The following is a 23,546-nucleotide window of genomic DNA, read 5'->3' as shown; positions in this document are numbered from 1 at the left end:
ATTAATTTATCATATTCAGATTTGGTTTGCAACTGAAAAGATATACTTTTTATAAAAAAATAATACAGTTCACAAAAAATGCAAACTGTATCTTTTTAATCATTATTATAACAATGCTTCTAGTCTATTCCGATTGAGTTCTGGATAGCGATTCAAAATTTTATTTATCGTTTTAAGAATCTTAGTTTGATACCCCACCATATCATTTTCTATTTGTAATACTAAAAGTGGCTCATGTAGACTCATCCGTAAAAGAAGCCATCCATCTCCATATTCCCCTTTAAAGTCAATTCGAACTCCTTCTTCATTTTCGGGATTTACTACCCAGTCTTTCGGAATCAAATCAGGGAATTCTTTGATAACTTCTAACCCTTTAGCTTTGAAATCTTCAGTTTCAATCTTAAAACGAACTTCTACAACTTCTTTAGGTTGGACTAGCTTTTTAATTAATGAATCTAAGGTTTCCCCTTTAGCAACCAATCTAGGAAGCAACATTAATATTTTTGCGACCACATACGCTCCATCATCTAAAAAGTAATTCTCTTTGAACGCAGCATGACCACTAGTTTCAATCGCAAGCTGACAATCAATTCCTTGATTATTTAATTCTATTGCTTTGTTTATAACATTACGATAACCCGATATATATCGATATTGATGCCCACCTAACTTCATAATGAATTTCTTCAAGTGTTCAGTTGTAGGAGAATTCGTTACTATTGTTGTTCCAGGATGCTCGCTTATCACAATCACACTTAAAACAGCAATTAAATTATTTCTATTGAGAAGTTCCTCACTTCCTGTTACAACCGCAGCTCTATCCACATCTGTATCAAAAATCACACCATAATCAGCATTTACCGCTAGTACTTGTTTCTTAATACTTTCCATGGCTTCTTTATTATCTGGGTTCGGAATATGATTTGGGAAAGCTCCATCTGGATCTAAGAATTGTGAGCCTTCCGTTTTAGCACCTAGTTCTTCGAGTACACTTTTTGCAAAGAAGCCTCCTGCTCCATTCCCAGCATCGACTATAATATGTAATCCTTCAAGCGGTTTTTCTTTTTCGCTCTGACTCCCCTTACGAATCAACTCCACTAAATGACGACTGTATCGTTCAAAAATACTTTTTACTTCTATAGTAGAAACTGATCCTTGTGGTAGTTCTTCCTTTTCATCCACCAATGCAATAATATCACGAATATCACTGGACTCTAATCCGCCCTCACGCGTGAAAAATTTCAGTCCATTATAATAGTATGGTAAATGACTCGCAGTAAACATCACTGTCGCATCGCAGTTAAATTCTTCAAATTGAGTCGCCATAAACATACTTGGAGTCGTTGCCATTTCAAAATCAATTACGTGAACTCCAAAAGCAGATAAAACTTTAATAAATTCTTTTGTTAAATTCGGTCCACTAATACGACTATCACGACCGATTCCAACAATTAATTCCGAAATATTTTTAGACGGATACCGCTTCTGTAACCATTTCACGAAAGCACTCGCAATTAAACGACTCTCTTTTACTGTCAATGTTGCATCAAACTCTTTTGTCGCAATAGCAATACCTCGAATATCTGAACTCAGTTGTAACTCTTTGATTTTTGACATGGGAACTCCTCCTTCACTATAGTTCTATTTTACCAAAAGCGCTAATGCATTAATAGAAGGTTTCCAAAAAATTATCCTAGATAACAAAAAGCAAGCAGCCTTTGCTACTTGCTTTTAACTCAGCTATCATGAGTTATGATTTACGATAGGTTAATTGAATATATCTTTCATACCATAAATCGACATATTCAGGCGAGAACGGCCCTTTTTTATTATTAATCCAATCCACAAGAATTTCTACATTCGCCTTTAGGATTTGATCAATTTCTTTCGAATAGTGCATTTGACGGCGATGTAATTCATACTCATCGACATCAAGCAATCGTTTTTCGCCATCTGGGAAAATCTTAATATCTAAATCATAATCGATATATTTCAACGCCTCAGCATCCAATACATAAGGCGACGCAAGATTACAATAATAAGATATCCCCTTTTGACGAATCATCGTCACAATATTAAACCAATAATGTTTATGATAATAAAGTAACGCTGGCTCCCTCGTCAACCATCTTCTTCCGTCGGACTCAGTCACAAGAGTATGATCATTACAAGCGATAATAGCTTGATCGCTTGTCTTCAAAATCATGCTATCGCGCCAAGTGCGATGAAGACTACCATCATGTTTATAACTCTTGACAGTGATGAATTCTCCTTCTCTGGGATTGTGCACCACTTTATCCAACTTTCTGTATCTATTTAAGAGATAACTCTTAGTGTTTTTCAAATCATTAGTAGTATAGCATATTTCTACCATTCTGTGAACAAAAAACAGTACAGCGATGCGATTTTAGCTCATTCATTTATAAAAGCTCTTGTCCCACTAAAATCTCGCACATTTTCCCTTGAACTCTTGATTGAGGCAGAAGTTTCATCTCTTCTTTAGTAACCCACTTTAGAGTTCTAGATGAATTATTCTTCACCTCACCTAATGCGCTCGCATATTGCATTTCAATATCCCATCTTTGGTGACTGAAAATATGCTTGACCGATTTAGGAAGTAGTCGAATCGGTGTTAATTTCATTCTATACAGACTTTCGAATTGCACTTCTAATGGTATATTCTGATTGATTTCATAATTTGAAGATTCTTCTAGCACGCCCTCAAATAAGTCAATCGATTCTCCAATTGTGCTAAAATCACGAATCAACGGGAAATGCCAAAATCCACTGAGTAAATCCGCTTGTGTATTTTTTTCAACTAAAAATCTGCCTTGCTCATCTTGAACCACAAAGGCTCTCCATTTCATCGGAGTTGGTTTTTTCTTAGGTTTCTTAATTGGATAAATATGCATCGTTCCATTTAAATAAGCAGCACTGAAATCCTTCACCGGACTTTCTTCTGGACGAGGATTCACTGGAGATTCGATATCGGAACCTAAATCCATCAGAGCCTGATTAAAATCTCCCGGTCTTTCAGGATCAATGAGAATTTCAGCAATTTCTTGAAAAGCCCATCGATTGCTTGGGTTTCCAATATCTAAATTCACTTCAAATAGTCTACTAATGACTCGCATCAAATTCCCATCAACTGCTGGTTCTGCCAAGCCGAATGCAATACTTGCAATCGCTCCAGCTGTATAAGGGCCTATCCCTTTTAACGATAGAATTCCGTCATAAGTATTTGGAAATTCTCCACCAAACTCTTCCATCACTTGAATGGCTGCCTTCTGCATATTACGTACTCGTGAATAATATCCAAGTCCTTCCCAGCATTTTAATAAAGTCTCTTCAGGAGCTTCAGCCAAATCTTTTATAGTTGGAAAAGTCTCTAGAAAACGCTCGTAATATGGAATTACTGTATCTACTCTTGTTTGTTGAAGCATGATTTCGCTCACCCAAATGAAATATGGATTTTGCGTTCTTCTCCAAGGTAAATCCCGTTTTTCTTTATCATACCAATTTAGTAGCGCCTTTCTAAAACGCTTGATTTTCTTCTCGTCCCACATTTTTACGCCAATTCCGGCTAAATCCATTCTTCTTTCTCCATTTCAAATTGCACGATAGCTTGTTCAATCACACTGGAAGTAAATCCTTTTTGATACAACTTCCCTTTGATTTGATACCATAGCGCTGATTCATTATCTTCATATTTTTTGGCGATACGTCGGTAAATTGTTGCAATTTCTTTTATTGCCAATTCTGCTTCCATCTCGTTTTGAGCTTCAAACGATAGAAACGGAACTACTTCTTCAGCAATTTCTTTCGAATATCCTTTTTGCATCACGAATACTTTTACCTTTTGCTTTGCTACTTTAGTAGTAACTCTTTTTTGTCCTTTCAAATACGCCTGCGCAATTTGAATCGCATTTTCGAGCTGCTCTTTTAGAGAATAGCCTTCGAGAACGGTTTGAATGACTTTGTCACTAATCCCCTTCTTCTGTAAATCAAAAACGATAGACTTCGGCCCTTTGAATGTGACAAACTTTGCCTGGTTCAAATAGCTTTCAGCATAAAACGTATCATTGATAAAATTTTGTTCATGTAACTTTCCAAGAACCTCATTAATAATGTCGTCATCGAATTCCAATTTTTCTAATTTTTCATAGACTTCCTTCGTCGAACGAAGCTTGAAGTTTAAAAAGTGCAATGCTTTTTGATAGGCTTGCTGAATACAATCATCCTGCTGAATTTCTTTAATTTGAACTTTTGTCAGTTCGGTTCCTTTAAATAAGGCATACTTTACAACTGTTGCCTCATCTACACCAAAGGCAAAAGCATCATTCAAATAAATATTGTAACGCCCTTTTTTCTTCTGCGCCTCAATTTTTGTAATGACCATATCCCACACTCCAATCTACTTAAAATATTTTAGCAAAATACACAGATGAATAAAAGTTTAACTCTCTAATCTACTTTCATATACGAAAAAGGCTCACTAATAGTGAGCCTTATTGAGTCAATTAATTAATCTTTATCCATCCCCATTGCGCGCATAATTGCTTTAGCAATTTCAACGATTGGAACAATTGAGAATGCTGAGCCAACTACAAACAACCATTGACCTGCTGTTAGAGTCGCTACATCAAATACGTTTGTTAACCCAGGAATTACCATTACGCTTAGAAGCATTACGGCCGATACTAGGATTGCATAGTTAAACATTTTGTTCTTGAACGCACCCACTTGACCAAGTGATTTGTACACAGACTTCACGTTGAACGCGTGGAACAATTGGATTAAACCTAATGTTGCAAACGCCATGGTTTCCCCAACTGGGTTGCCCCATTTCGCTACTTCAGTCGCATACCAGAATACAAACAAAGTAATGGCACCTTCGAAGAAACCTTGGTAGAAGATACTTGGCAACACACCGTTTGATAAGAAGTTTGAGCTCTTACCGCGTGGTGGATGGTTCATGATATCTGCTTCTGCTTCTTCAAGACCTAAAGCAATTGCTGGGAATACGTCAGTTACTAAGTTGATCCATAAAATATGGATTGGTTCTAGAATGGACCAACCAGCCATTGTTGCAACGAACATTGTCATTACTTCACCAAAGTTGGCAGATAGTAAGTATTGAACTGCTTTTTGGATATTTGAGAATACTTTACGTCCTTCTTCAACTGCTACGACAATTGTTTCGAAGTTATCATCGGCAAGTACCATGTCTGAAGCTCCTTTAGAAACCTCAGTACCTGTAATCCCCATACCAACACCGATATCGGCTTGTTTCAGTGAAGGAGCATCGTTTACTCCATCCCCTGTCATCGAAACAACTTTGCCGTTCTTTTGCCAAGCTTTTACGATACGAACTTTATGTTCTGGAGATACACGAGCATATACAGAGTAAGTTTCAACTGTACGTTCTAATTCTTCATCAGAAATATCGTTTAATTCGCCACCTGTTAATACTCCGTCTTCTTGATCTGGACGAAGGATCCCTAAACGTTTTGCAATCGCTTGAGCTGTATCACGGTGGTCTCCAGTAATCATGATTGTACGGATACCAGCTGATTGCGCTACTTTAATCGCAGCCGCTGCTTCTTTACGTTCTGGGTCAATCATCCCTACTAAACCGGCAAAGATTAAATCATGTTCGATTGAATCTGTGTCGATGGTTTCAGGAAGAGTATCAATCACTTTATATGCCATCGCTAACACACGAAGAGCTTGAGTGGCCATTTCTTTGTTTAATTTCATTAATGTTGTGCGGTCATCTTCAGTGAATGCAGAAACTTCACCATGTTTTTCAATCTTAGTCACACGGTCTAATAACATATCTGGAGCACCTTTAGTTGCAACCAAGTATTTGCCGTCTTCTAATTGATGGATCGTTGTCATTAATTTACGAGTTGAATCGAATGGAACTTCCGCAACACGTGGAATGTTTACTAACTCTTCACGTACATCATACTTTTTATCAAGACCGTATTGAACCATCGCTGTTTCAGTTGGGTCCCCTAATAATGAATTGTCTTGAGAAATCTTAGTATCGTTGGCTAAGTTCATGACACGAAGCGCCATGTTGTCCTTAGAAATTTCTTCTGACGCATCATGAATTTCGTTGTCATAAACCATTTTTTCAACCGTCATTTGGTTGAGTGTCAACGTTCCTGTTTTATCGGAGCAGATAATTTCAACTCCACCTAATGTTTCAACCGCTGGCAATTTACGAACAAGCGCGTTACGTTGCGCCATTTTTTGAGTTCCTAATGCAAGGATAATTGTAGAAATCGCTGGTAACCCTTCTGGAATTGCAGCAACGGCAATCGCAATCGCTGTTAATAACATATGAGTCCATTCATTTCCTCTAAGCATCCCTACTACGAAGATAATAACAGCAATCACTAAAATCATGATTGTTAGCCATTTACCAAGAGCATCTTGATTTTCTTGAAGCGGTGTTTTACCTTCTTCAGTGTTTGCTAACATATTAGCGATTTTACCAACTTCTGTATTCATACCAGTACTTGTAACCACACCAACAGCACGACCATAAGTTACGTTTGTACTTGAGAACGCCATATTGGTACGGTCTCCAATCCCTACTTCATCCCCTGTAGGAATCACTAAGTCTTTATCAACAGGAACAGATTCCCCTGTTAAAGCAGACTCTTCGATTTTCACAGTGTTTACTTCGAATAAACGCATATCTGCTGGCACGACATCCCCAGCTTCAAGGATAACGACGTCTCCGACTACGATATCTTCCCCTTTAACGTGTTCCACATGTCCATCACGTAAAACACTTGCTACAGGTGAAGCCATTTTCTTCAACGCTTCGATAGCTTCTTCAGCTTTTGATTCTTGGAATACCCCTAGAATAGCATTCAGTAAGACAACTGCTAAAATGATAATGGCATCTGTCGGATCTGGTTCACCACTATGAGCAAACATCGAAACAACAGCAGCGACTAAAAGCACTAAAATCATGAAATCTTTAAATTGATCCACAAATTTTTCTAAAAGTGATTTTTTCTTACCTTCCTGTAATGTGTTTGCGCCGTATTTTTCAAGTCTAGAAGCAACTTCTTGTGAACTTAATCCAGCAGGGCTAGATTGAACTTCGTTAAAAACTTCCTCCACTGACTGTAAATATACGGGTTTTGTTTGTTGTTCCAACAAAATACACTCCTTTTCTTTTTCTATAAAAAGAGAGACTTATGCCCATCATCCTTTTGATAATAAACATAAGTCTCACTGTTCAAGATAATACCAGCGAGAATTCGCTTGCTGTTGATATTATCGCAACGATTGGTTGCCAGTTACTCCCTTATAGAGATCGATTATTGTTGTAGTTACTATACCAAATAAGTGTGAGATTTGCAAATTTTTTAGATAAATTGTTAACCTTTCTTTTTACCTAAATTTCGCGGATTTTAGCCAAATCCAACCGTTCCAATGCCGGTGCATTTTTCGAGATAAAGTAATCATCAAGCACTTTAGCTTTCAGATTCATCGCTTGTAACTTTTCATCCATCATCGGCGTTTTCTTAAACACCCATTGCGTCCCATGAAGGATTCCTTCACTGACACCTGATGTCAGAAGCCACTTCTTAGCGCGCTTACTTTTTGCACTATAATCTTCTACCATTGCTTTACGATGTTTCTCAAACATTCCATTTTCAATGAAGAGCGTAAATGTTTTTTGCATCATCACATTCGAATCGTAATCCATCCATTGCTTTCTCATTGAAAAAGCTTCTACCAATTCTTTGGGCAAGACAACAATCCCTATTTTCAAGGCTGAAAACAAAATAGATGAAAAGGATTTTACATAAATAACTCGTCCATCCATATCGTAATAATGAAGTGGTGTTGCATTCCCCTCTACAAAGTCTGCCATATAATCATCTTCAATAATATATACAGAGTAACGTCTCGCCAGTTCTACAATTTTTTTCTTGGTGCCTTCGCTGTAACTTCCACCTAGCGGATTATGAAACCTAGAAATCGTATAGAATAGTGAAAACTCTCCACTCGCGAATAATTTTTCTAATCGGTCTAAATCAATTTCACCATCCATCTGCCGTTCAATCGTTTCGTATGGAATGTTCAAATGCTTCACCAATTCATTCATTCGTGCATAAGTCGGTTGTTCGAGCAACACCTTTTTCCCTTGAATCAATTGCAATAAAATATATAGCGCTTGTTGAGTTCCAGTCGTGATGACCAATTGTTCCTTTGCAGCATACACCCCATACTCTTCTAAAATAGGCATTAACGCCTGAATCAATTCATCCATCCCAGAAGCTTGCTCTTTTTTAGTTAGTTTTAGATCATGCGCACTAGCAAGCGATTGATTAAAGCAGATACGCAAGTCCTCAATCGGAAGTTGAGAATAGTCTTCTTCAAATTCCTTCAACGGTTTCGGCTCAGAATTCTTTAATACATAAAAGCCACTTTTTTCGACCGCATAAATAAAACTTTCATCTTTTAGACTACGCAAGGCTCGTTGCACCGTATCCTTATTAACACCGTATCGAGAAACTAATTCTCGAATTGAGGGAAGTTTATCCCCTTTTTGAAGATTCCCAATTAATATTTCCTCTTTTAATGACTGAGCTAATTGCTGGTATTGATACATGACACACCTCCACTGTACCGGTACAGTTTGTTTTCATCTCTATTGTATCCTCACCTGTCCCGTTTTACAATACAGATACATTGAAACTCGAGGAATAGATATGAAAAAAATATTAATCGCAAACGACTTGCCAGGAATTGGCAAAGTTGCACTCGCACCCGCTATCCCGATTTTCGCTTGTTGTCAGATTGAAACGATTCTACTGCCTACAGTACTTCTTTCATCTCATACCGGCGGATTCAATAATATCGCGATTGCGGAGCAAACAGAATTTATGAGGCAGTCCCTTTACCAATGGGGGCATCTGGAATTAAAACCAGATGCTGTTTTGACAGGATACTTCCGAAACACAGAACAAATTGAATTAATGGTCGATAACATTGAAAAACTGCCAGAGTCTACGAAAATTTTTATCGATCCAATCATGGGGGATAACGGAAAACTGTATAGCGGATTTACAAAAGAACATGTTGAAGCCATGAGAAAACTCATTCAAAAAGCTGATGTGATTTATCCAAATATTACAGAAGCCTGTCTTTTGACATATACGCCCTATCCAAAAGGAAAAATCACGATGGACTTTACAAGAGAGTTAGCTAAGAAACTAGCCGAACTTGGGCCAGCATCCATCATTATTACTGGATGTCCTGATAATGAGAAAGTTACAGGCGTTCAGCTATATTATAAAGAATCGGATTCATTTTTTGATTTTTATACAGCAAAATACCCGCATCATTTTTACGGTACAGGTGATACACTAGCCGCTCTAACAACTGCGTGCATCCTTCAAGACATGACCGTGGAAGAAGCCCTATCGTTCACACTTAAATTCATCGACGAAGTGCTTCAACTGAGCAGCCAACAACCTGAACGAATTCCATTTGGTCTTCCAATCGAGAAAAAACTTGGAATGCTAACCACAAAATTTACTACTGAGGTGTCATTATGAAAAATACAGATTTAAGAGATTTAGTTCAAACAAGCTTATTCGCAGCTCTAATTTTTTTAGGTATAAGTGTCTTTAGAATTCAAATACCATTTTCCACACAATTCGTTCATTTTGGGAATGCACTTGTTGTTGTGGGATGTTTATTATTTGGAACAAAACAAGGAGCCTTCGCTGCAACCATCGGGCTTGGAGTCTTTGATATCTTAAATGGTTATGCTGCCGTTGTCTGGGAAACCATTCTTGAATCATTAATTGTCTGCTTAGTCATCCATCTTGTTTACGAAAAAGCATTAAAGAAAGATGACAAAATTAGAAACATCATCTTAATTGGTGTTTTAGCAGCCCTCACAAAAATAATTGTGAATATTATTAAATATACATTTTTACGTGGAGTGATCGTCGGAGGTCTCGCCTTAGCTCCAGCCTTTATTCAAGCCATCAATAAGATTACAGGGACTTTCGGTTCAGCCGCCCTTACTATTATTGCAGTTCCAATCATATATCCACTTTTTAAAGAAGCCTTAAAACGTGTAAAAAGATAAACAAAACAGCTATTACGAACTCAATCGTAATAGCTGTTTCTTTTTTATCACCACAGAGGAGTATTAGAAATATATAGATTCTCCTGTCAGCGGTCTAATAAATAATTAGCAATAATTTTTAACGCTGACTCTATACTATCATTGACTTCTTTTCTTGTCTCAAAGTCATCATCCCAATAATAGATGTCCGACAACCCTCCATGAGGCGGAAATAACGACTTGTACACATCTAACTTTTCTCTTTCATCAAGAATTCCATTTGCATCTAGAAATCCCTTTAAATTCATCAAAGTTTTAATTTGTGGATTCACATCTTCTATTTGATATTGGTTAATTATTTCCAATAAATGATCAATTGCATTAATTACTCCTTCTGACATCGCTATTCTCCCTTGATTACTTTTCTCTATTTTACCATAGTAAACTTCTCTTTTTCACCATGGAAGAAGGTTACCAGAAAAAGTCTAAGCACCATTTCCCTTTCCGCGACAGAAGGTTACTAGAAAAATAGTGAAAATCAAATAAAACTCCTCGGAGTTATTGTGGCAATAGTAGGGAATTATAACCAATGTGAATTAGGGAGAGTTGCGATTATTCGCTACTCTCCCTTTGAAGCTTGGTAGGTTTGAGACCTTAGGCTCAAACCGTTATCCTACTATTCTTGCCACAATAACAACTCTGACAAACTCTTAGCACTCTTCTCTTTCCCTCCACAGAGGACTATTAGAATCCCCCTTGGTTGTATTCAAAAGAAAGAACTCCTTGGAGTTATTATGGCAATGGTAGGAAATCATAACCAATGTGAATTAGGGAGAGTTGCGATTATTCGCTACTCTCCCTTTGAAGCTTGGTAGGCTTGAGACCTTAGGCTCAAGCTGGTATCCTACCATTCCTGCCATAATAACAACTCCAAAGGAGTTCTTGCTATTAATCTAGTCTTAATAATACAAAGGGATTCTAATAGCCCTCTGGATTTTTCTTTTGCCAGTTCCATGAGTCGCGAACCATATCGTTCAAGTTCTTTTCTGCTACCCATCCTAGCACTTCTTTTGCTTTAGACGCATCCGCATAACAAGTTGCGATATCCCCTGCACGACGAGGTGCAATTTTATAAGGAATATCCACTTCATTTTCTGCGATAAATGCTTTTACTAAATCTAATACACTGTATCCAATACCCGTCCCTAAGTTAAAGACTTTTGCTCCTTTTTGAGCCGCATTATTTTTAACTGCAAGTACGTGCCCACGAGCTAAATCAACAACGTGGATGTAATCACGAACTCCAGTCCCATCATGTGTATCGTAGTCGTCACCAAATACACTTAAGAATTCGCGTTTACCAACAGCCACTTGAGTGATGTATGGCATTAAGTTGTTTGGAATTCCGTTTGGAGCTTCTCCAATCAATCCACTTTCATGCGCTCCGATTGGGTTGAAGTAACGTAAGTTTGTGACAGACCAGTTGCTATCTGAGAAAGCAACATCATTTAAGATTTGTTCAAGCATCACTTTTGTATAACCATAAGGGTTTGTTGCGCTTGTTGGCATTTCTTCTTTAAAAGGAACCACGTTGTTCATACCATATACAGTTGCACTTGAGCTGAACACGATATCCTTCACGTTAAATTGACGCATTACGTCTAATAACACTAATGTTCCTGTGATGTTGTTGTGATAGTATTCTAAAGGTTTTTCAACAGACTCTCCCACAGCCTTGAACCCTGCAAAATGAATCACTGAATCGATGTTTTCTTTTTCAAAAACTGTTACTAGGAAATCACGATCAAGAATGTCTCCTTCATATAGCGGGAAATCTTTTCCTGTGATTGTTTTTAAACGGTTCAATACTTCTGGTGAGCTATTTGAAAAGTTGTCGACAATAACAACGTCAAAACCAGCTTTATCTAATTCAATGACGGTATGAGAACCGATATACCCTGCTCCACCTGTTACTAAAATTGCCATTTTTTCTTCCTCCCTTTAGTTCAATACGTCTTCTGCGTGATCTTTTTGTAACGTTAAAATACGTGGACCATCTTTAGTAATGGCTAATGTATGTTCGAATTGGCAGCTTAAACCACCATCTAATGTATGAGCAGTCCACCCATTACTTTCCATTTCCGCTTTCCAAGTTCCAGTATTCACCATAGGTTCAATCGTAATAACCATTCCTTCTTTTAAGCGAAGACCTTTTCCTGCTTCACCGTAGTGAGGTACTGCTGGGCTTTCGTGAATCGTTGGCCCAATTCCATGTCCGATAAAATCACGAACAACAGATAATCCTTCACTCTCTACATAAGTTTGGATTGCGTGTCCAATATCTCCAATACGATTTCCAACTTTTGCTTGTTGAATTCCTAAGTATAAAGCTTTCTTTGTCACTTCATATAAGTGGTCAATTTCTGGAGTGCTTTCACCAACGATATAGCTCCAGCATGAATCTGATAGAGCTCCTTTTAACTCTACACAGAAGTCTACTTTTACTAAATCGCCTGATTTTAATGGTTTACGACGTGGGAACCCATGACAAATCTCATCATTGATACTTTGACACGTTGCGTATTTATACCCTTCATAGCCAATTTGAGGAGCAGAACCGCCTGCTTCTTCAATTTTTCTTTGGACAAATTGATCGATATCCCAAGTAGTGACACCAGGTTTAATAAAATCACGAAGTTGAACATGAATTGAAGCTAAAAGCGCCCCTGATTCTTCCATTGCATCAATTTCGCGTTTTGATTTTAATGTAATCATGAAATAAACTCATCCTTTCTAACAAAGGCAATTATAGCATATAAAATAAAATAAAGAATAGTTATTTAAAGAAGTTTTAACTAGATGTACTACTAAATTCCCTAATCAAACTTTTCTACTAATTTTTTCATTTTAAACCTCTAACAAAAAAACACCGCCTCATTGCGGCGATGTCTTAAATGAATTATTGTGGTGGTCTAGAACCTCTACCTGGCGGGAATGGTCTAGGTGTAATACTTGTTGTTGTCTCAGTTGAAGGATCTTCAGCTACAGGAGAAGCAGTCGTTGGTGCTTCTGTTGTTGGAGCCTCAGTAGTTTGTACTGTAGTAGTTGTTTCTGCAGTTGTTGTTTCTGCAGTTGTTGTTTCAACAGTAACTTCTTCATCTGATTCTGAGGATGCAGTTTCTGTTGTTGCTTCGACTAATACGTTCTCTCTAATATAACCAATATATTTATAACAACTTTCTTCCTGCGTAAATTCTGATGCAGAAATAGTTGCGCTTGTAGCCAAAGATCCAGATAATACTAATCCGATTGTTAATACTATATTTTTATGTTTTTTATTAGAAAACACAAAATATCCTGCACTAGTCAACACGAGCACCCCTAAAGTCATAAAAATGATATTAGAATTCGTTCCTGTATTTGGTAATGTTGCAGGTAATTGACAAGCCCCTTTATCATATGCATAAACAAGCAAAATACGATCCTGGTTTCCTAACTCCGTATACTCGCCTTTTTGGATATTTGCTTTTTGAATCTCTGTAAGATTCGAGAAGTTTACTTTTTGAATTTCTTCTGCAAAAACATTGTTCGTGAAATATCCAAACCAGCCTAACAACAGTGCAACAATGAATAAAAATTTCATTTTTTTCAACGCAAATCAGCTCCTTAAAATTCATCACAATAATTATACATCTTTTCTTCATAAAGTTCAATATTTATTATTTTTGTATGAATTTTGTTTGAATTGTTTTTCGGATATTAACGCTTATAAAAAGCCTTTAATCCTAAGATTAAAGGCTTTTTACAAAATATTTTCTGAATCAAATTAATCCAATTCAATTTGACCTGTATAGAGTTTGTAGTAAACACCATGTTTTCCCATTAAACTTTCATGGTCTCCGCGTTCGATAATCTCACCGTGATCCATTACCATAATCACGTCCGAATTACGAATCGTAGATAAACGGTGCGCAATTACAAATGATGTGCGCCCTTCCATCAATTGGTCCATACCACGTGAAATCAACGCTTCAGTATGGCTATCGATTGAGCTTGTTGCTTCATCTAGAATCAATACTTTAGGGTTAGCAACGGCAGCACGTGCAATTGCAAGCAATTGTCGTTGACCTTGAGACAAGCCTTCTCCGTCCCCTGTAATTTCTGTTTGATATCCTTGAGGCAGACGTTTGATAAAGCTGTGGGCATTGGCTAATTTCGCTGCTTTAATGACTTCATCATCAGTTGCATCTAAATTACCATAGCGAATATTATCCGCAATAGTACCCGTAAATAAATGCGTATCTTGCAACACAATCGAAATTGTCTTACGTAAGTCATCTTTCTTAATCTTTGTTACTGGAATCTCATCAAAAGTAATGACCCCAGAATCAATCTCATAGAAACGGTTGATTAAGTTCGTAATAGTCGTTTTACCAGCACCAGTCGCCCCTACAAAGGCTACCTTCAATCCTGGTTCAGCCCAAACATTGATATCTTTTAAGATACGCACACCTGGCACATATCCAAAGTCAACATTGTGTAGTTGAATATTTCCGACAACCGGAATACGTTTGTCGCCATCCACCCAGTACCATTGATTTGGATCGCGTTGGTCCAAAGTAACAGTTCCTTCGTCGACTTCAGGTTTTTCACGAAGGATGGCAAAGATACGTTCTGCCCCCGCCATCGCACTAAGAAGTACGTTCATTTGTTGAGACATTTGACCAAGTGGTTGTGCGAAAGTTCTTGAGAATTGTAGGAATGAGGCAAGTCCTCCAATATCCATCGCGTTAATAATCACTAAGTATCCCCCAACTGCTGCAGTAATCGCATAGTTCACATAACTGATGTTCCCTAAGATTGGGAACATGATACTTGAATAGAATTGTGCGTTATTGGCAGCTTCTTGAAGTTCAATGTTGAGTTTATTGAATTCATCAAGCACTTTATGCTCGTGGTTAAATACTTTAACGACTTTTTGCCCTTCAATATGCTCTTCCACGAATCCATTCACTTGTCCAAGAATCGCTTGTTGCGCAGCGAATTGTTTTCCTGACTTCGCCCCTAGTTGTTTCACAATTTGGAACATCAAGAATACCATCGCAATCAGAAGCACTGTTAAGATTGGTGAAAGGATGACCATCATCACAAACGTCAATACTAATTGAAGCGTTGAACTGATAATCATTAACATACTGTTGTTAAAAGCGTTTTGAATATTTTCAAAGTCGTTTGTAAAACGAGACATTAAGTCCCCATGCTTATTCGTATCAAAGAAACGAATTGGCAATCCTTGAATATGATTGAATAAATCTGAACGCATTTTCTCGATGGTATTTTGTCCAACTGTGACCATTAAACGCGCAGAGAAGTAGCTGGCTGTTGCTCCAAGCACATAAACAATCGCGATAAAACCAAGCATTTTCGCCAATCCTGCTAAATCCCCTGTTTCAATAAAATCATTGATTAATGGACGAATCGCATACGTTCCGATAATTCCAGAAGCACTTGAAATGATTAAGCAGACTACAACAACTGCAAGAGTCATCTTACTCTTCCATAAATACCCCCATAAGTCTGCCAAAGTTTGCTTCATGTTTTCTGGACGTTTTGGCCCTTTAATTTTACTCATCTCCTTTGGCTCCTTTCATTTGGGTTTCATAAATATCACGATACAAGTCGTTTGTTTCCATTAACTCTTCGTGAGTTCCTAGTCCGTTTACTTTACCATCATCTAACACAAGAATATTGTCTGCTCCTTGAATAGATGAAATACGTTGGGCAATAATGATGACCGTTGTATCTGGTAAATGGTTGAAGAACGCTTCACGGATTTTCGAGTCAGTCGCTGTATCAACCGCTGATGTTGAATCGTCTAAGATTAACACGGCTGGTTTACGTAGCATTGCACGTGCAATTGTAAGACGTTGTTTTTGTCCACCAGAGAAGTTTGAACCACCTTGTTCTACACGAGTATCATAGCCATCCGGCATTTCCATAATAAAATCATGAGCTTGTGCATGTTTAGCCGCTTGAATCATCTCTTCTTCTGTAGCATCTGGATTTCCCCACAAGAGGTTCTCACGAATCGTTCCAGAGAATAAAGTGTTCTTTTGTAATACCATCGATACATTTTGACGAAGGTCTGCAAAACGATACTCGCGAACATCATGTCCGCCCACGCGAACAGTCCCTGCTGTAGTGTCATAGAGTCGAGGAATCAACTGTACAAGAGAAGATTTTCCAGAACCGGTTGGCCCGATAATTCCAAATACTTCACCTGGTTTAATCTTGAAGTTGATATTGCTTAACACTTCTTCATCTTGTTGTTTTCCATATGAGAAATGAACATGGTCGAACTCCACTTCACCATAAACTTTATCAACCGTAATTGGGTATTCTGGTTCTTCCACATCGATGTTTGTATCCAATACTTCGAAGATACGATCCATAGAAGCTTTTGTCATTGTCAACATCACGAACACGAATGAAATCATCATGAGGGACATCAAGATTTGTGTGATATAAGAAATGAAACTGATAAGATCTCCAGTTGTCATCGTTCCACTGATAACAAGACCACCCCCAAACCACATCACAGCAATTGTTACCGCATAAATCGTTAATTGCATGATTGGGTTGTTCCACATCACGACATACATTGCATGGAGGGCACGTTCTCTATAGGTTGAGTTTTCCGCACCAAATTTTTTCTTTTCGAACATTTCACGTACGAAAGACTTTACAACGCGAATTCCGATAAAGTTTTCTTGTAGTGTGCGGTTAATGCCGTCTGTTGCTTGTTGTAATTTTCTAAAGCGAGGAAAGGCTGTAGAAATGATAAGGGCTAGCGATAACACTAAGATTGGTACAGCAACCATGAAGACAAGTGATAATTGTGAATTGATGCTTACTGCAAAGAAGATGGCGAAGATAAACATCATTGGCGCACGCGCTAAAATACGCATTGTCATAATGGCTGTATTTTGAATGTTATTCACGTCACTTGTCATACGCGTAATCAAAGAAGCATTTGAGAAGTGATCGATGTTTTTAAATGAGAAAGCCTGAATTTTCTTCATTTCAGCAGAACGTAACTCTGCGGCAACTCCAGTCCCAGCAATCGATGCAAATTTCGCACCAAGAACTCCAGCTGAAAGAGATACAATCGCTACAAGAATCATAACGAACCCTTGTTGCATAATAAAGCCTAAGTCTTTATTTGGAATCCCTTCGTCGATAATTTGCTTCATAATAATCGGTTGCGCTACTTCACAGAGCACCTCGATTAAAATGGCAAAAAACGCTAAGAAAGGATATTTTTTATACTTACTAAAAAACGGAAGAATCTGTTTTAGCATTTTTTCACTCCTTTTTATGATTTTTGATAATAAAAAACTGCCTCTGGGCACACGCCAAAGACAAGCATTCTGCTAAGAATTACTAGAATAAGTTTATCAAGCTTTGACTAGGTTTTCAAATGAAATCCTTTATTTTTTAACTGAATTTTCATTTTATTTTAAGGGAATTCTTTCTTTTTAAAAAACAAAAATAGAATCTCCCATCGAATGTTTTTCGTAGATAATAGCTCAGTGTTTTGTGTTTGCACCGCGATTTATGGTACAATGAGCCAAACGAAATTTTAGAAAGCGAGGGACTCAAGTGTCCACAATCCAATACATTAGTACACGAGACACAAACAATCGCGTGACCGCTTCTCAAGCCATTCTAAAAGGAATCGCTGAAGACGGCGGATTATACGTACCAACTACCCTCCCAGAAGTGACTTTGGACTGGGAAGTGTTAAAAAATCAAAGCTATCAAGAAATTGCCATTGAAATTTTATCTGCATTTTTAACAGATTTTACCAAAGAAGAAATTACACATTGCGTGCATTCAGCATATGATACAACGTTTGATACTAAAGAAATCGTACCTGTGAAAAGGGTGGGCGACCGTCATTTCATGGAACTCTTCCATGGAAGAACCATTGCTTTCAAGGATATGGCGCTATCCATCTTGCCGTACCTTCTCACAACTGCTGCGAAGAAAAATCAATCTGACAAAGAAATCGTGATTCTAACAGCAACTTCAGGAGACACTGGGAAAGCAGCCCTTGCAGGATTTGCAGACGTTCCTCATACAAACATTATCGTCTTCTATCCAAAAGGTGGTGTCAGTACGATTCAAGAACGCCAAATGGTGACACAAGCAGGCGATAACACATTCGTATATGGTGTAGAAGGAAACTTCGATGACGCGCAAACAAAAGTCAAAGAGTTATTTGCGGATAAAGAATTAAACGCAACACTTGCAGAAAAAGGATTCCAATTCTCTTCTGCAAACTCCATCAACATTGGACGTCTTTGCCCACAAATCGTGTACTACGTATTCGCGTATGCACAATTAGTGAAAGACGGTACTCTTGCAATTGGCGACCCAATGAACGTTGTGGTTCCAACTGGTAACTTCGGTAATATCCTAGCAGCCTTCTATGCAAAAGGAATTGGTGTTCCAATCAACAAACTCATCTGTGCTTCAAACGAAAATGATGTGCTTGTTGATTTCTTCCAAACAGGAACATACAACCGACTTCGCGAATTTAAATTAACAAGTTCTCCAAGTATGGATATCCTTGTTTCAAGTAACCTTGAGCGTTTCGTCTTCGAATTAACAGGACGAAACTCAGACAAAACAAATGCACTAATGACTTCCCTAAAAGAAAACGGAAGCTACTCTGTTCCAAATACAGATACGGCTCTCTTCAAACAATTTTACGGAAATCGTGCAAGCCAAGAAGAAACCGCTCAAACAATTCATGATGTATTTAAGAGTGAGCATTACTTATTAGATCCACACACTGCGGTCGCAGATGCTGTGTATACGAAATATAAGAAAGAAACAGGAGATGCCACTCCTACAGTGGTGGTATCGACTGCTAGTCCATACAAATTCCCACAAAGCGTACTTTCAGCACTAGACGTGGATACGAATCAATCCGACGCAGAACTGATGAACGCGATTCAACAAGAAAGCGGCATTGCCATTCCAACAGCTGTAACAAGTGTATTGGATGCCCCAATCCGTCATACAAAAGTTCTTTCAATCGAAGGCATGAAACAATCTGTCCTAGATTCATTAAACATTCAATAAAACAAATAAAGACAAGAAAAAGTCGAATCGACTATTTCTTGTCTTCTTTATCTATGAAAGATTAATAAAAACTACAAAAAATTAATTATTTGTGTATGAATGATAATCTTGAGAAAGACTATCTATTAGATCAAGTAACTGCCTAAAACCAGAAAAATCAATTAAAGGATTACTATAATTTCTATTTATAAAATTCGAAAAAATTTCTTTTCCAATATGATTAATATCATTATGTGATTTTTTAGGAGAAAAACTCTTTCCTGAATATCTTTCCCGTATAATTTGATTGTTTATTTCATCTAAGTTTAATAAATCTTCAATCTCAATATTCGTTTTGTTGTTAAAAATGTTGGTGGGCAGAGTTACAATAAACACATTGAAATCTACGTGATAGTAAAAATCATTCTGCAGTTTTTTCACTATATCTTGTTTCTTCACACCCTGTCTGGAAGCCAAAAAACTGGCCACATTTTCCAAAGGACTTTTATTGTCTGATTCATTATCCACTAAAAATATCACAGGTTTTTTGGGAGCTTCTGGTATAATTCTTTTGAAGTAAGATAGATAATTTCTCTCTATATCATTTTTCCCATCTGTGAAATACTTTAATAGTTGTGTTAAATCCCCACCACCACCTTCTAATATTCCAAAAAAATATCTTTGAGTAGCCGTGCGATTTATAAAATTAATATTAACCTTAAATTTAGAATCTTCAAAATTAATTAATTCTGGGTACTGACTGTATGTTTTTTTTAGTGCTGCTTTTAAATACCTACTATCTGTTTTCCCTTCAGTAAGAATAGTTACTGAAGTATTTGCAATAAAATATTTATAGAATAAAAACTTCTGAAAATCTTTCTCTCTTAAATTTAAATGACCAAGATTATTTTTCCATTTAAGTTCAGATTTTTGATTAGCTGACTTATATTCAAACTCTTTTTCATATGTTGTTAATAAGAATTTTTTATATTCTATTCCATTCAACCTTAAAGAGTTTATTTCATGCAATCTATTATTAGATTTGACCAAATCATTTATAAAAGTGAATCTTCCATGTAATTTATCAATCTTCTCTACTGTCTCTTTCTTTCCATCAATTTCAAAAGTACCTGTTTTGTATAAACTATTGGCCATACTTCTTGTTATTTTATAGAACTCTTTCTTTACATTTAAAATTTTATTTACAGAAAGGCCTGTTACCACCTGCCTATTATTAAAAGGTTGAAAATGAGTTTTTTGTAAATTAATTTTAAATCCTGCTTTATTAATCAAATTATTTAATTCATCTAAAAAATAATTATATAAATAAAAAAAGTACGGATCGTTTGTCGAGAACGTCAAGTCATCAACATATCTTGTGTAAGTAAGCTTATATTTTTTACATAACTTTAAAATTTTAAAATCTAAAATTTGACAAATTAAATTGGAAACTAATGGTGATGTCGGCGCTCCTTGAGGTAACTTTCCATTAAAACAAGTTAGTTGCGCTAAAACCGTAGCAATTTCAGGCAATTTGAAATATTTGTTATTCTTAAAGAAACCTTGTACTCTCCCGAAATGAATAGAATCAAAAAAATCTTCTAAATCTACATTTAAAACATATTTTTTATTTCTATGGGGTAGTGCATTTGTTTTTATACTTTTCCCTTTAAAAAAGCCATGAGAAATATTATTTTTCACCCCATTTTTTTCTGTCAATTCATCTAACCTATTAATTAACAACTTACATATCTGTCTTTGAACGTATTTTAAACTCTTATTTGGAGCATTAAGTATCCTTTTACTTCCATCTTTTTTGGGAATTTCTTTGGTGCTATAACAATTTTCAATTTTAACACCATAGAGTAATCCTGTGATTTGTTTAACAGGAATCCTTAACGCAAATGCTAGCATATCTATTGAAGATATCTGATAATATTTCATGGTAATCTCCTTAATAAAATAAAAAAGCGTATGAAAACTCATTATGCAAAGCAACAGTGACAGCAAATTAGCTGTTCATAAGGTGGATGAAGTAGTACTTGCGCTAGCATCTCCCACTAATGTTTTGAAGGCTTACGAAACGCTAAGCCATAAAATCTTTTCATACGCATTTAAATTATATTATAAAAATTATGATAATATCAATACTATTTCAAATTTAAAGTAATTAAAATTTGCTATAAAATTGCGGATTTCTAACTTTTCAATCTACCTTTTTATAATACTCATGGAAATTCATAATAAAAAACAAGAAATAATCGAATCGAATCGACTATTTCTTGTCTTCTTTTTTATTCTTCTGTTAGGAAGCCTTGTGCTTTTAGTACATCGAGCATTTCAGCGCGTTTCGCACCAAGCGTATGGTATTTTGTAGACACTTGTTTTGTAAAGGCATCTACACGTTTGTTAGCATCGCGAAGGTCATAGTACTCTGTAACAGTCGCATCATACTCTTTTAACTCTTCTAGTGGATTTTCAAGTTCACGATAGCCATTTTCCATATGAACCACTTCTTTTGGAAGGCGTGGTTTTAATTGTGGTTCCTGGTCCGGCCATCCCACAGCTAAACCGATTGCTGGGTAAGTATATTTTGGTAAATTTAGTAACTCGACGATTTTTGCTGTGTCGTTAAAGAAACTTCCTAGATACACAGTCCCCATTCCTAAAGATTCTGCCGCCACAACAACATTCTGAGCTGCAATCACAGCATCTGTTAACCCCGATACGAAACGGTCTGCGCTACCTTGAACCCCCACTTCTTGTCCTAAGGCTTTCGCAATTTCCGTATTACGACGTTGGTCCACCACAAATACGAATAAATGTCCGCTAGTCGCCACATAAGATTGTCCACTCACGGCAGCTAATTCCTTCTTCAACTCTGGATCTGTCACACTAATAATCGAATAAGCTTGTAAGTACATACTTGAAGCTGTTCTTTGCGCCACTTCTACTAGTAAATCCACTTCTTCTTTTGTCAATGTTTGGTCTTTAAACGCACGAATCGTACGGTGGTTCAGTTGTGTTTGGATTGTTTCATTCATCTTAATTACTCCTTTGTATCAAAAAAAGAGTCGACTGCTCAACTCTTTTTGGTTTTTAGAAATATTGTTTGCCTGTTTCGAGGGCTGCTTCCGGCATAATGACTTCGCCGTATTCTTTTAAGACTTCCCATGAAATTCTTGAAAACTCAGCATACTCACGAACAAGTGCCATTTTCGCAGCCACTTCTTCTGGTTTTTCCACTTGATGGAAAACGTGTAAGAAGTAATGTCCGCTGTAACGGTAAAGAACAGATTGGTCGAACTCCCCTGCTGTTTCTTTTGCCATTGAGACGAAATCTTCGAAGTCTTCAAAAACTACTGTCACATCAATTGGTTTCAATGTTGAAGATTGTTCTTCCGTATTTATCACTGGTTTTGGAGAAAGTTTACCTTCTTCTTTATCCTCTCTACGCTTCTTCCCAATACGGTCTGTTAGAGAATGTTGAATCGTATCAACGATATTGCGCACCATACGCTCGTCTGTTGATTCATCTCCCATGTCCACAATACGTGTCACATAGAGTTCTAGGCCGTCTGGATTTGGCATGATTTGAAAACTCAATCCGTCTGAATCTTCGAATTGATTCAAGACGCCCATCTCCTCTAAAATACTATGGAAAAAGCCTTCGATTTCGCCTGGATTTCCAAGTAATTCAGGTATTGATGTACCACGGTCGATGAGATCTTGGTTCTCGATACGTAATAAGAATGTATCGTCGTTAATGCGTTCCATTTCCATAATATTCACCCCTTTTTCCTTATCTATTCATTCTAGACCAAACCTGACAAAAATAAAAGAAATACGATTGGAAGACTAATACAAATTGGTTTGTGCTTTGTGCTTGTTGAAAAACAGCTTGAGATGGGGCAAATTGAACTTGCGTTCAAATATACTAAAAAAGATTACTGCGAATCCTTGTGGATTTGAATTATAATCGCAGTTACGGGGCACCGGCGCAAGCCTGTAGTCTTGCACCTTCGAATCTTCAAACGGGAGTAAGACCAAAGACAAAACAGGACTCACAGTGTGAGTCCTGTTTGCTTTGTAGTCTTACCCCCGCAAGGCTGATTAGAATTAAGCGAATCACAAGTGATGAAGCTTGATTCAATCAGCTACTGCGTCTAACTTTATAAACTGTTTTAACTACGGGACAAGTCCTGTACTCCGCGTAAGCACAGTGGTTGAATGGAATGAGCGTCGCTGTTTCCAGCTAGCTCATTCCTATTCAACTTTGTGGGGGAAAGAAAACGAA

Annotated in this window: 18 protein-coding genes; 3 read left to right on the top strand and 15 right to left on the bottom strand. The window is 37.1% G+C overall.

Annotation, left to right across the window (positions count from 1 at the left end):
* Positions 1-105 precede the first annotated feature (105 nt).
* From HMPREF3106_RS03555 to HMPREF3106_RS03530, 6 genes are all read right to left on the bottom strand, one after another.
* Positions 106-1,617 (bottom strand): phosphohexomutase domain-containing protein, encoded by a 1,512-nt coding sequence (locus HMPREF3106_RS03555; protein ID WP_070439069.1) that lies wholly within the window; start codon positions 1,615-1,617, stop codon positions 106-108.
* Between the two features lie 133 nt (positions 1,618-1,750).
* A complete protein-coding gene (locus tag HMPREF3106_RS03550; protein ID WP_371327436.1) occupies positions 1,751-2,302 on the bottom strand; it encodes a nucleoside tri-diphosphate phosphatase in 552 nt (183 codons plus the stop codon).
* Between the two features lie 118 nt (positions 2,303-2,420).
* Positions 2,421-3,593, bottom strand: a complete 1,173-nt coding sequence (gene mutY / locus HMPREF3106_RS03545) for an A/G-specific adenine glycosylase (protein ID WP_070439072.1) — start codon at positions 3,591-3,593, stop codon at positions 2,421-2,423.
* Complete coding sequence (locus HMPREF3106_RS03540; protein WP_070439075.1) at positions 3,584-4,399, bottom strand: regulatory protein RecX; 816 nt, start codon at positions 4,397-4,399, stop codon at positions 3,584-3,586. The genes mutY and HMPREF3106_RS03540 overlap by 10 nt, the downstream gene beginning before the upstream one ends.
* Before the next feature lie 125 nt (positions 4,400-4,524).
* Complete coding sequence (locus HMPREF3106_RS03535) at positions 4,525-7,182, bottom strand: cation-translocating P-type ATPase (protein WP_148129398.1); 2,658 nt, start codon at positions 7,180-7,182, stop codon at positions 4,525-4,527.
* Positions 7,183-7,423: 241 nt separating this feature from the next.
* Positions 7,424-8,647: an aminotransferase-like domain-containing protein gene (locus HMPREF3106_RS03530; protein WP_070444455.1), complete on the bottom strand. Its 1,224-nt coding sequence runs from the start codon at positions 8,645-8,647 to the stop codon at positions 7,424-7,426.
* 100 nt (positions 8,648-8,747) lie between these two features.
* On the opposite strand from HMPREF3106_RS03530, the gene HMPREF3106_RS03525 reads away from it, so the two are divergent.
* Both HMPREF3106_RS03525 and HMPREF3106_RS03520 read left to right on the top strand, forming a co-directional pair.
* Positions 8,748-9,596, top strand: a complete 849-nt coding sequence (locus HMPREF3106_RS03525; RefSeq protein WP_070444454.1) for a pyridoxamine kinase — start codon at positions 8,748-8,750, stop codon at positions 9,594-9,596.
* Entirely contained in the window at positions 9,593-10,138 is a 546-nt protein-coding gene (locus tag HMPREF3106_RS03520) for an ECF transporter S component (protein WP_049555403.1), read from the top strand. The genes HMPREF3106_RS03525 and HMPREF3106_RS03520 overlap by 4 nt, the downstream gene beginning before the upstream one ends.
* A gap of 86 nt (positions 10,139-10,224) precedes the next feature.
* On the opposite strand, the gene HMPREF3106_RS03515 is transcribed toward HMPREF3106_RS03520, so the two are convergent.
* The 6 genes from HMPREF3106_RS03515 to HMPREF3106_RS03490 all read right to left on the bottom strand — a co-directional run bounded on the left by HMPREF3106_RS03515 (position 10,225) and on the right by HMPREF3106_RS03490 (position 17,478).
* The gene (locus tag HMPREF3106_RS03515) at positions 10,225-10,518 is read right to left on the bottom strand and encodes a hypothetical protein (RefSeq protein ID WP_005607103.1); all 294 of its coding nucleotides are present in this window, start codon (positions 10,516-10,518) and stop codon (positions 10,225-10,227) included.
* Between the two features lie 577 nt (positions 10,519-11,095).
* A complete protein-coding gene (gene galE / locus HMPREF3106_RS03510) occupies positions 11,096-12,103 on the bottom strand; it encodes a UDP-glucose 4-epimerase GalE (protein ID WP_070444453.1) in 1,008 nt (335 codons plus the stop codon).
* 15 nt (positions 12,104-12,118) lie between these two features.
* The gene (gene map / locus HMPREF3106_RS03505) at positions 12,119-12,892 is read right to left on the bottom strand and encodes a type I methionyl aminopeptidase (protein ID WP_070444451.1); all 774 of its coding nucleotides are present in this window, start codon (positions 12,890-12,892) and stop codon (positions 12,119-12,121) included.
* 184 nt (positions 12,893-13,076) lie between these two features.
* A complete protein-coding gene (locus tag HMPREF3106_RS03500; RefSeq protein WP_246827515.1) occupies positions 13,077-13,760 on the bottom strand; it encodes an LPXTG cell wall anchor domain-containing protein in 684 nt (227 codons plus the stop codon).
* Positions 13,761-13,943: 183 nt separating this feature from the next.
* Positions 13,944-15,749, bottom strand: coding sequence for an ABC transporter ATP-binding protein (locus HMPREF3106_RS03495; RefSeq protein WP_070444446.1), 1,806 nt, complete (start codon positions 15,747-15,749; stop codon positions 13,944-13,946).
* Positions 15,742-17,478 carry an ABC transporter ATP-binding protein gene (locus HMPREF3106_RS03490; protein WP_070444444.1) on the bottom strand — a complete coding sequence of 579 codons (1,737 nt, stop codon included), beginning with the start codon at positions 17,476-17,478 and terminating at the stop codon, positions 15,742-15,744. Before HMPREF3106_RS03490 ends, HMPREF3106_RS03495 begins: the two co-directional genes overlap by 8 nt.
* 301 nt (positions 17,479-17,779) lie before the next feature.
* Between HMPREF3106_RS03490 and thrC the strand changes: the two genes are divergently transcribed.
* Positions 17,780-19,270 carry a threonine synthase gene (thrC, locus tag HMPREF3106_RS03485; RefSeq protein ID WP_070444441.1) on the top strand — a complete coding sequence of 497 codons (1,491 nt, stop codon included), beginning with the start codon at positions 17,780-17,782 and terminating at the stop codon, positions 19,268-19,270.
* 81 nt (positions 19,271-19,351) lie between these two features.
* Here thrC and HMPREF3106_RS03480 read toward each other — a convergent pair whose 3' ends face one another.
* The 3 genes from HMPREF3106_RS03480 to HMPREF3106_RS03470 all read right to left on the bottom strand — a co-directional run bounded on the left by HMPREF3106_RS03480 (position 19,352) and on the right by HMPREF3106_RS03470 (position 23,032).
* Positions 19,352-21,193, bottom strand: a complete 1,842-nt coding sequence (locus HMPREF3106_RS03480; protein ID WP_070444439.1) for a retron Ec67 family RNA-directed DNA polymerase/endonuclease — start codon at positions 21,191-21,193, stop codon at positions 19,352-19,354.
* Between the two features lie 350 nt (positions 21,194-21,543).
* The gene (locus HMPREF3106_RS03475; RefSeq protein WP_070444437.1) at positions 21,544-22,293 is read right to left on the bottom strand and encodes an NADPH-dependent oxidoreductase; all 750 of its coding nucleotides are present in this window, start codon (positions 22,291-22,293) and stop codon (positions 21,544-21,546) included.
* 55 nt (positions 22,294-22,348) lie between these two features.
* The gene (locus tag HMPREF3106_RS03470) at positions 22,349-23,032 is read right to left on the bottom strand and encodes an adaptor protein MecA (protein WP_070444435.1); all 684 of its coding nucleotides are present in this window, start codon (positions 23,030-23,032) and stop codon (positions 22,349-22,351) included.
* Positions 23,033-23,546 lie beyond the last annotated feature (514 nt).

Source organism: Granulicatella sp. HMSC31F03 (assembly GCF_001807725.1).
Taxonomy (GTDB): domain Bacteria; phylum Bacillota; class Bacilli; order Lactobacillales; family Aerococcaceae; genus Granulicatella; species Granulicatella adiacens.
The sequence above is the reverse complement of the archived record's forward strand: the minus strand, read 5'-3'. Positions and strand labels throughout refer to the sequence as shown.

What these genes read in the sequence shown, in the direction of transcription:
- HMPREF3106_RS03555 (WP_070439069.1), bottom strand. Translation starts at nt 1,617, where the DNA reads ATGTCAAAAATCAAAGAGTTACAACTGAGTTCAGATATTCGAGGTATT.
- mutY (WP_070439072.1), bottom strand. Translation starts at nt 3,593, where the DNA reads ATGGATTTAGCCGGAATTGGCGTAAAAATGTGGGACGAGAAGAAAATC.
- HMPREF3106_RS03540 (WP_070439075.1), bottom strand. Translation starts at nt 4,399, where the DNA reads ATGGTCATTACAAAAATTGAGGCGCAGAAGAAAAAAGGGCGTTACAAT.
- HMPREF3106_RS03530 (WP_070444455.1), bottom strand. Translation starts at nt 8,647, where the DNA reads ATGTATCAATACCAGCAATTAGCTCAGTCATTAAAAGAGGAAATATTA.
- HMPREF3106_RS03525 (WP_070444454.1), top strand. Translation starts at nt 8,748, where the DNA reads ATGAAAAAAATATTAATCGCAAACGACTTGCCAGGAATTGGCAAAGTT.
- HMPREF3106_RS03520 (WP_049555403.1), top strand. Translation starts at nt 9,593, where the DNA reads ATGAAAAATACAGATTTAAGAGATTTAGTTCAAACAAGCTTATTCGCA.
- HMPREF3106_RS03515 (WP_005607103.1), bottom strand. Translation starts at nt 10,518, where the DNA reads ATGTCAGAAGGAGTAATTAATGCAATTGATCATTTATTGGAAATAATT.
- galE (WP_070444453.1), bottom strand. Translation starts at nt 12,103, where the DNA reads ATGGCAATTTTAGTAACAGGTGGAGCAGGGTATATCGGTTCTCATACC.
- map (WP_070444451.1), bottom strand. Translation starts at nt 12,892, where the DNA reads ATGATTACATTAAAATCAAAACGCGAAATTGATGCAATGGAAGAATCA.
- HMPREF3106_RS03500 (WP_246827515.1), bottom strand. Translation starts at nt 13,760, where the DNA reads ATGAAATTTTTATTCATTGTTGCACTGTTGTTAGGCTGGTTTGGATAT.
- HMPREF3106_RS03495 (WP_070444446.1), bottom strand. Translation starts at nt 15,749, where the DNA reads ATGAGTAAAATTAAAGGGCCAAAACGTCCAGAAAACATGAAGCAAACT.
- HMPREF3106_RS03490 (WP_070444444.1), bottom strand. Translation starts at nt 17,478, where the DNA reads ATGCTAAAACAGATTCTTCCGTTTTTTAGTAAGTATAAAAAATATCCT.
- HMPREF3106_RS03480 (WP_070444439.1), bottom strand. Translation starts at nt 21,193, where the DNA reads ATGAAATATTATCAGATATCTTCAATAGATATGCTAGCATTTGCGTTA.
- HMPREF3106_RS03475 (WP_070444437.1), bottom strand. Translation starts at nt 22,293, where the DNA reads ATGAATGAAACAATCCAAACACAACTGAACCACCGTACGATTCGTGCG.
- HMPREF3106_RS03470 (WP_070444435.1), bottom strand. Translation starts at nt 23,032, where the DNA reads ATGGAAATGGAACGCATTAACGACGATACATTCTTATTACGTATCGAG.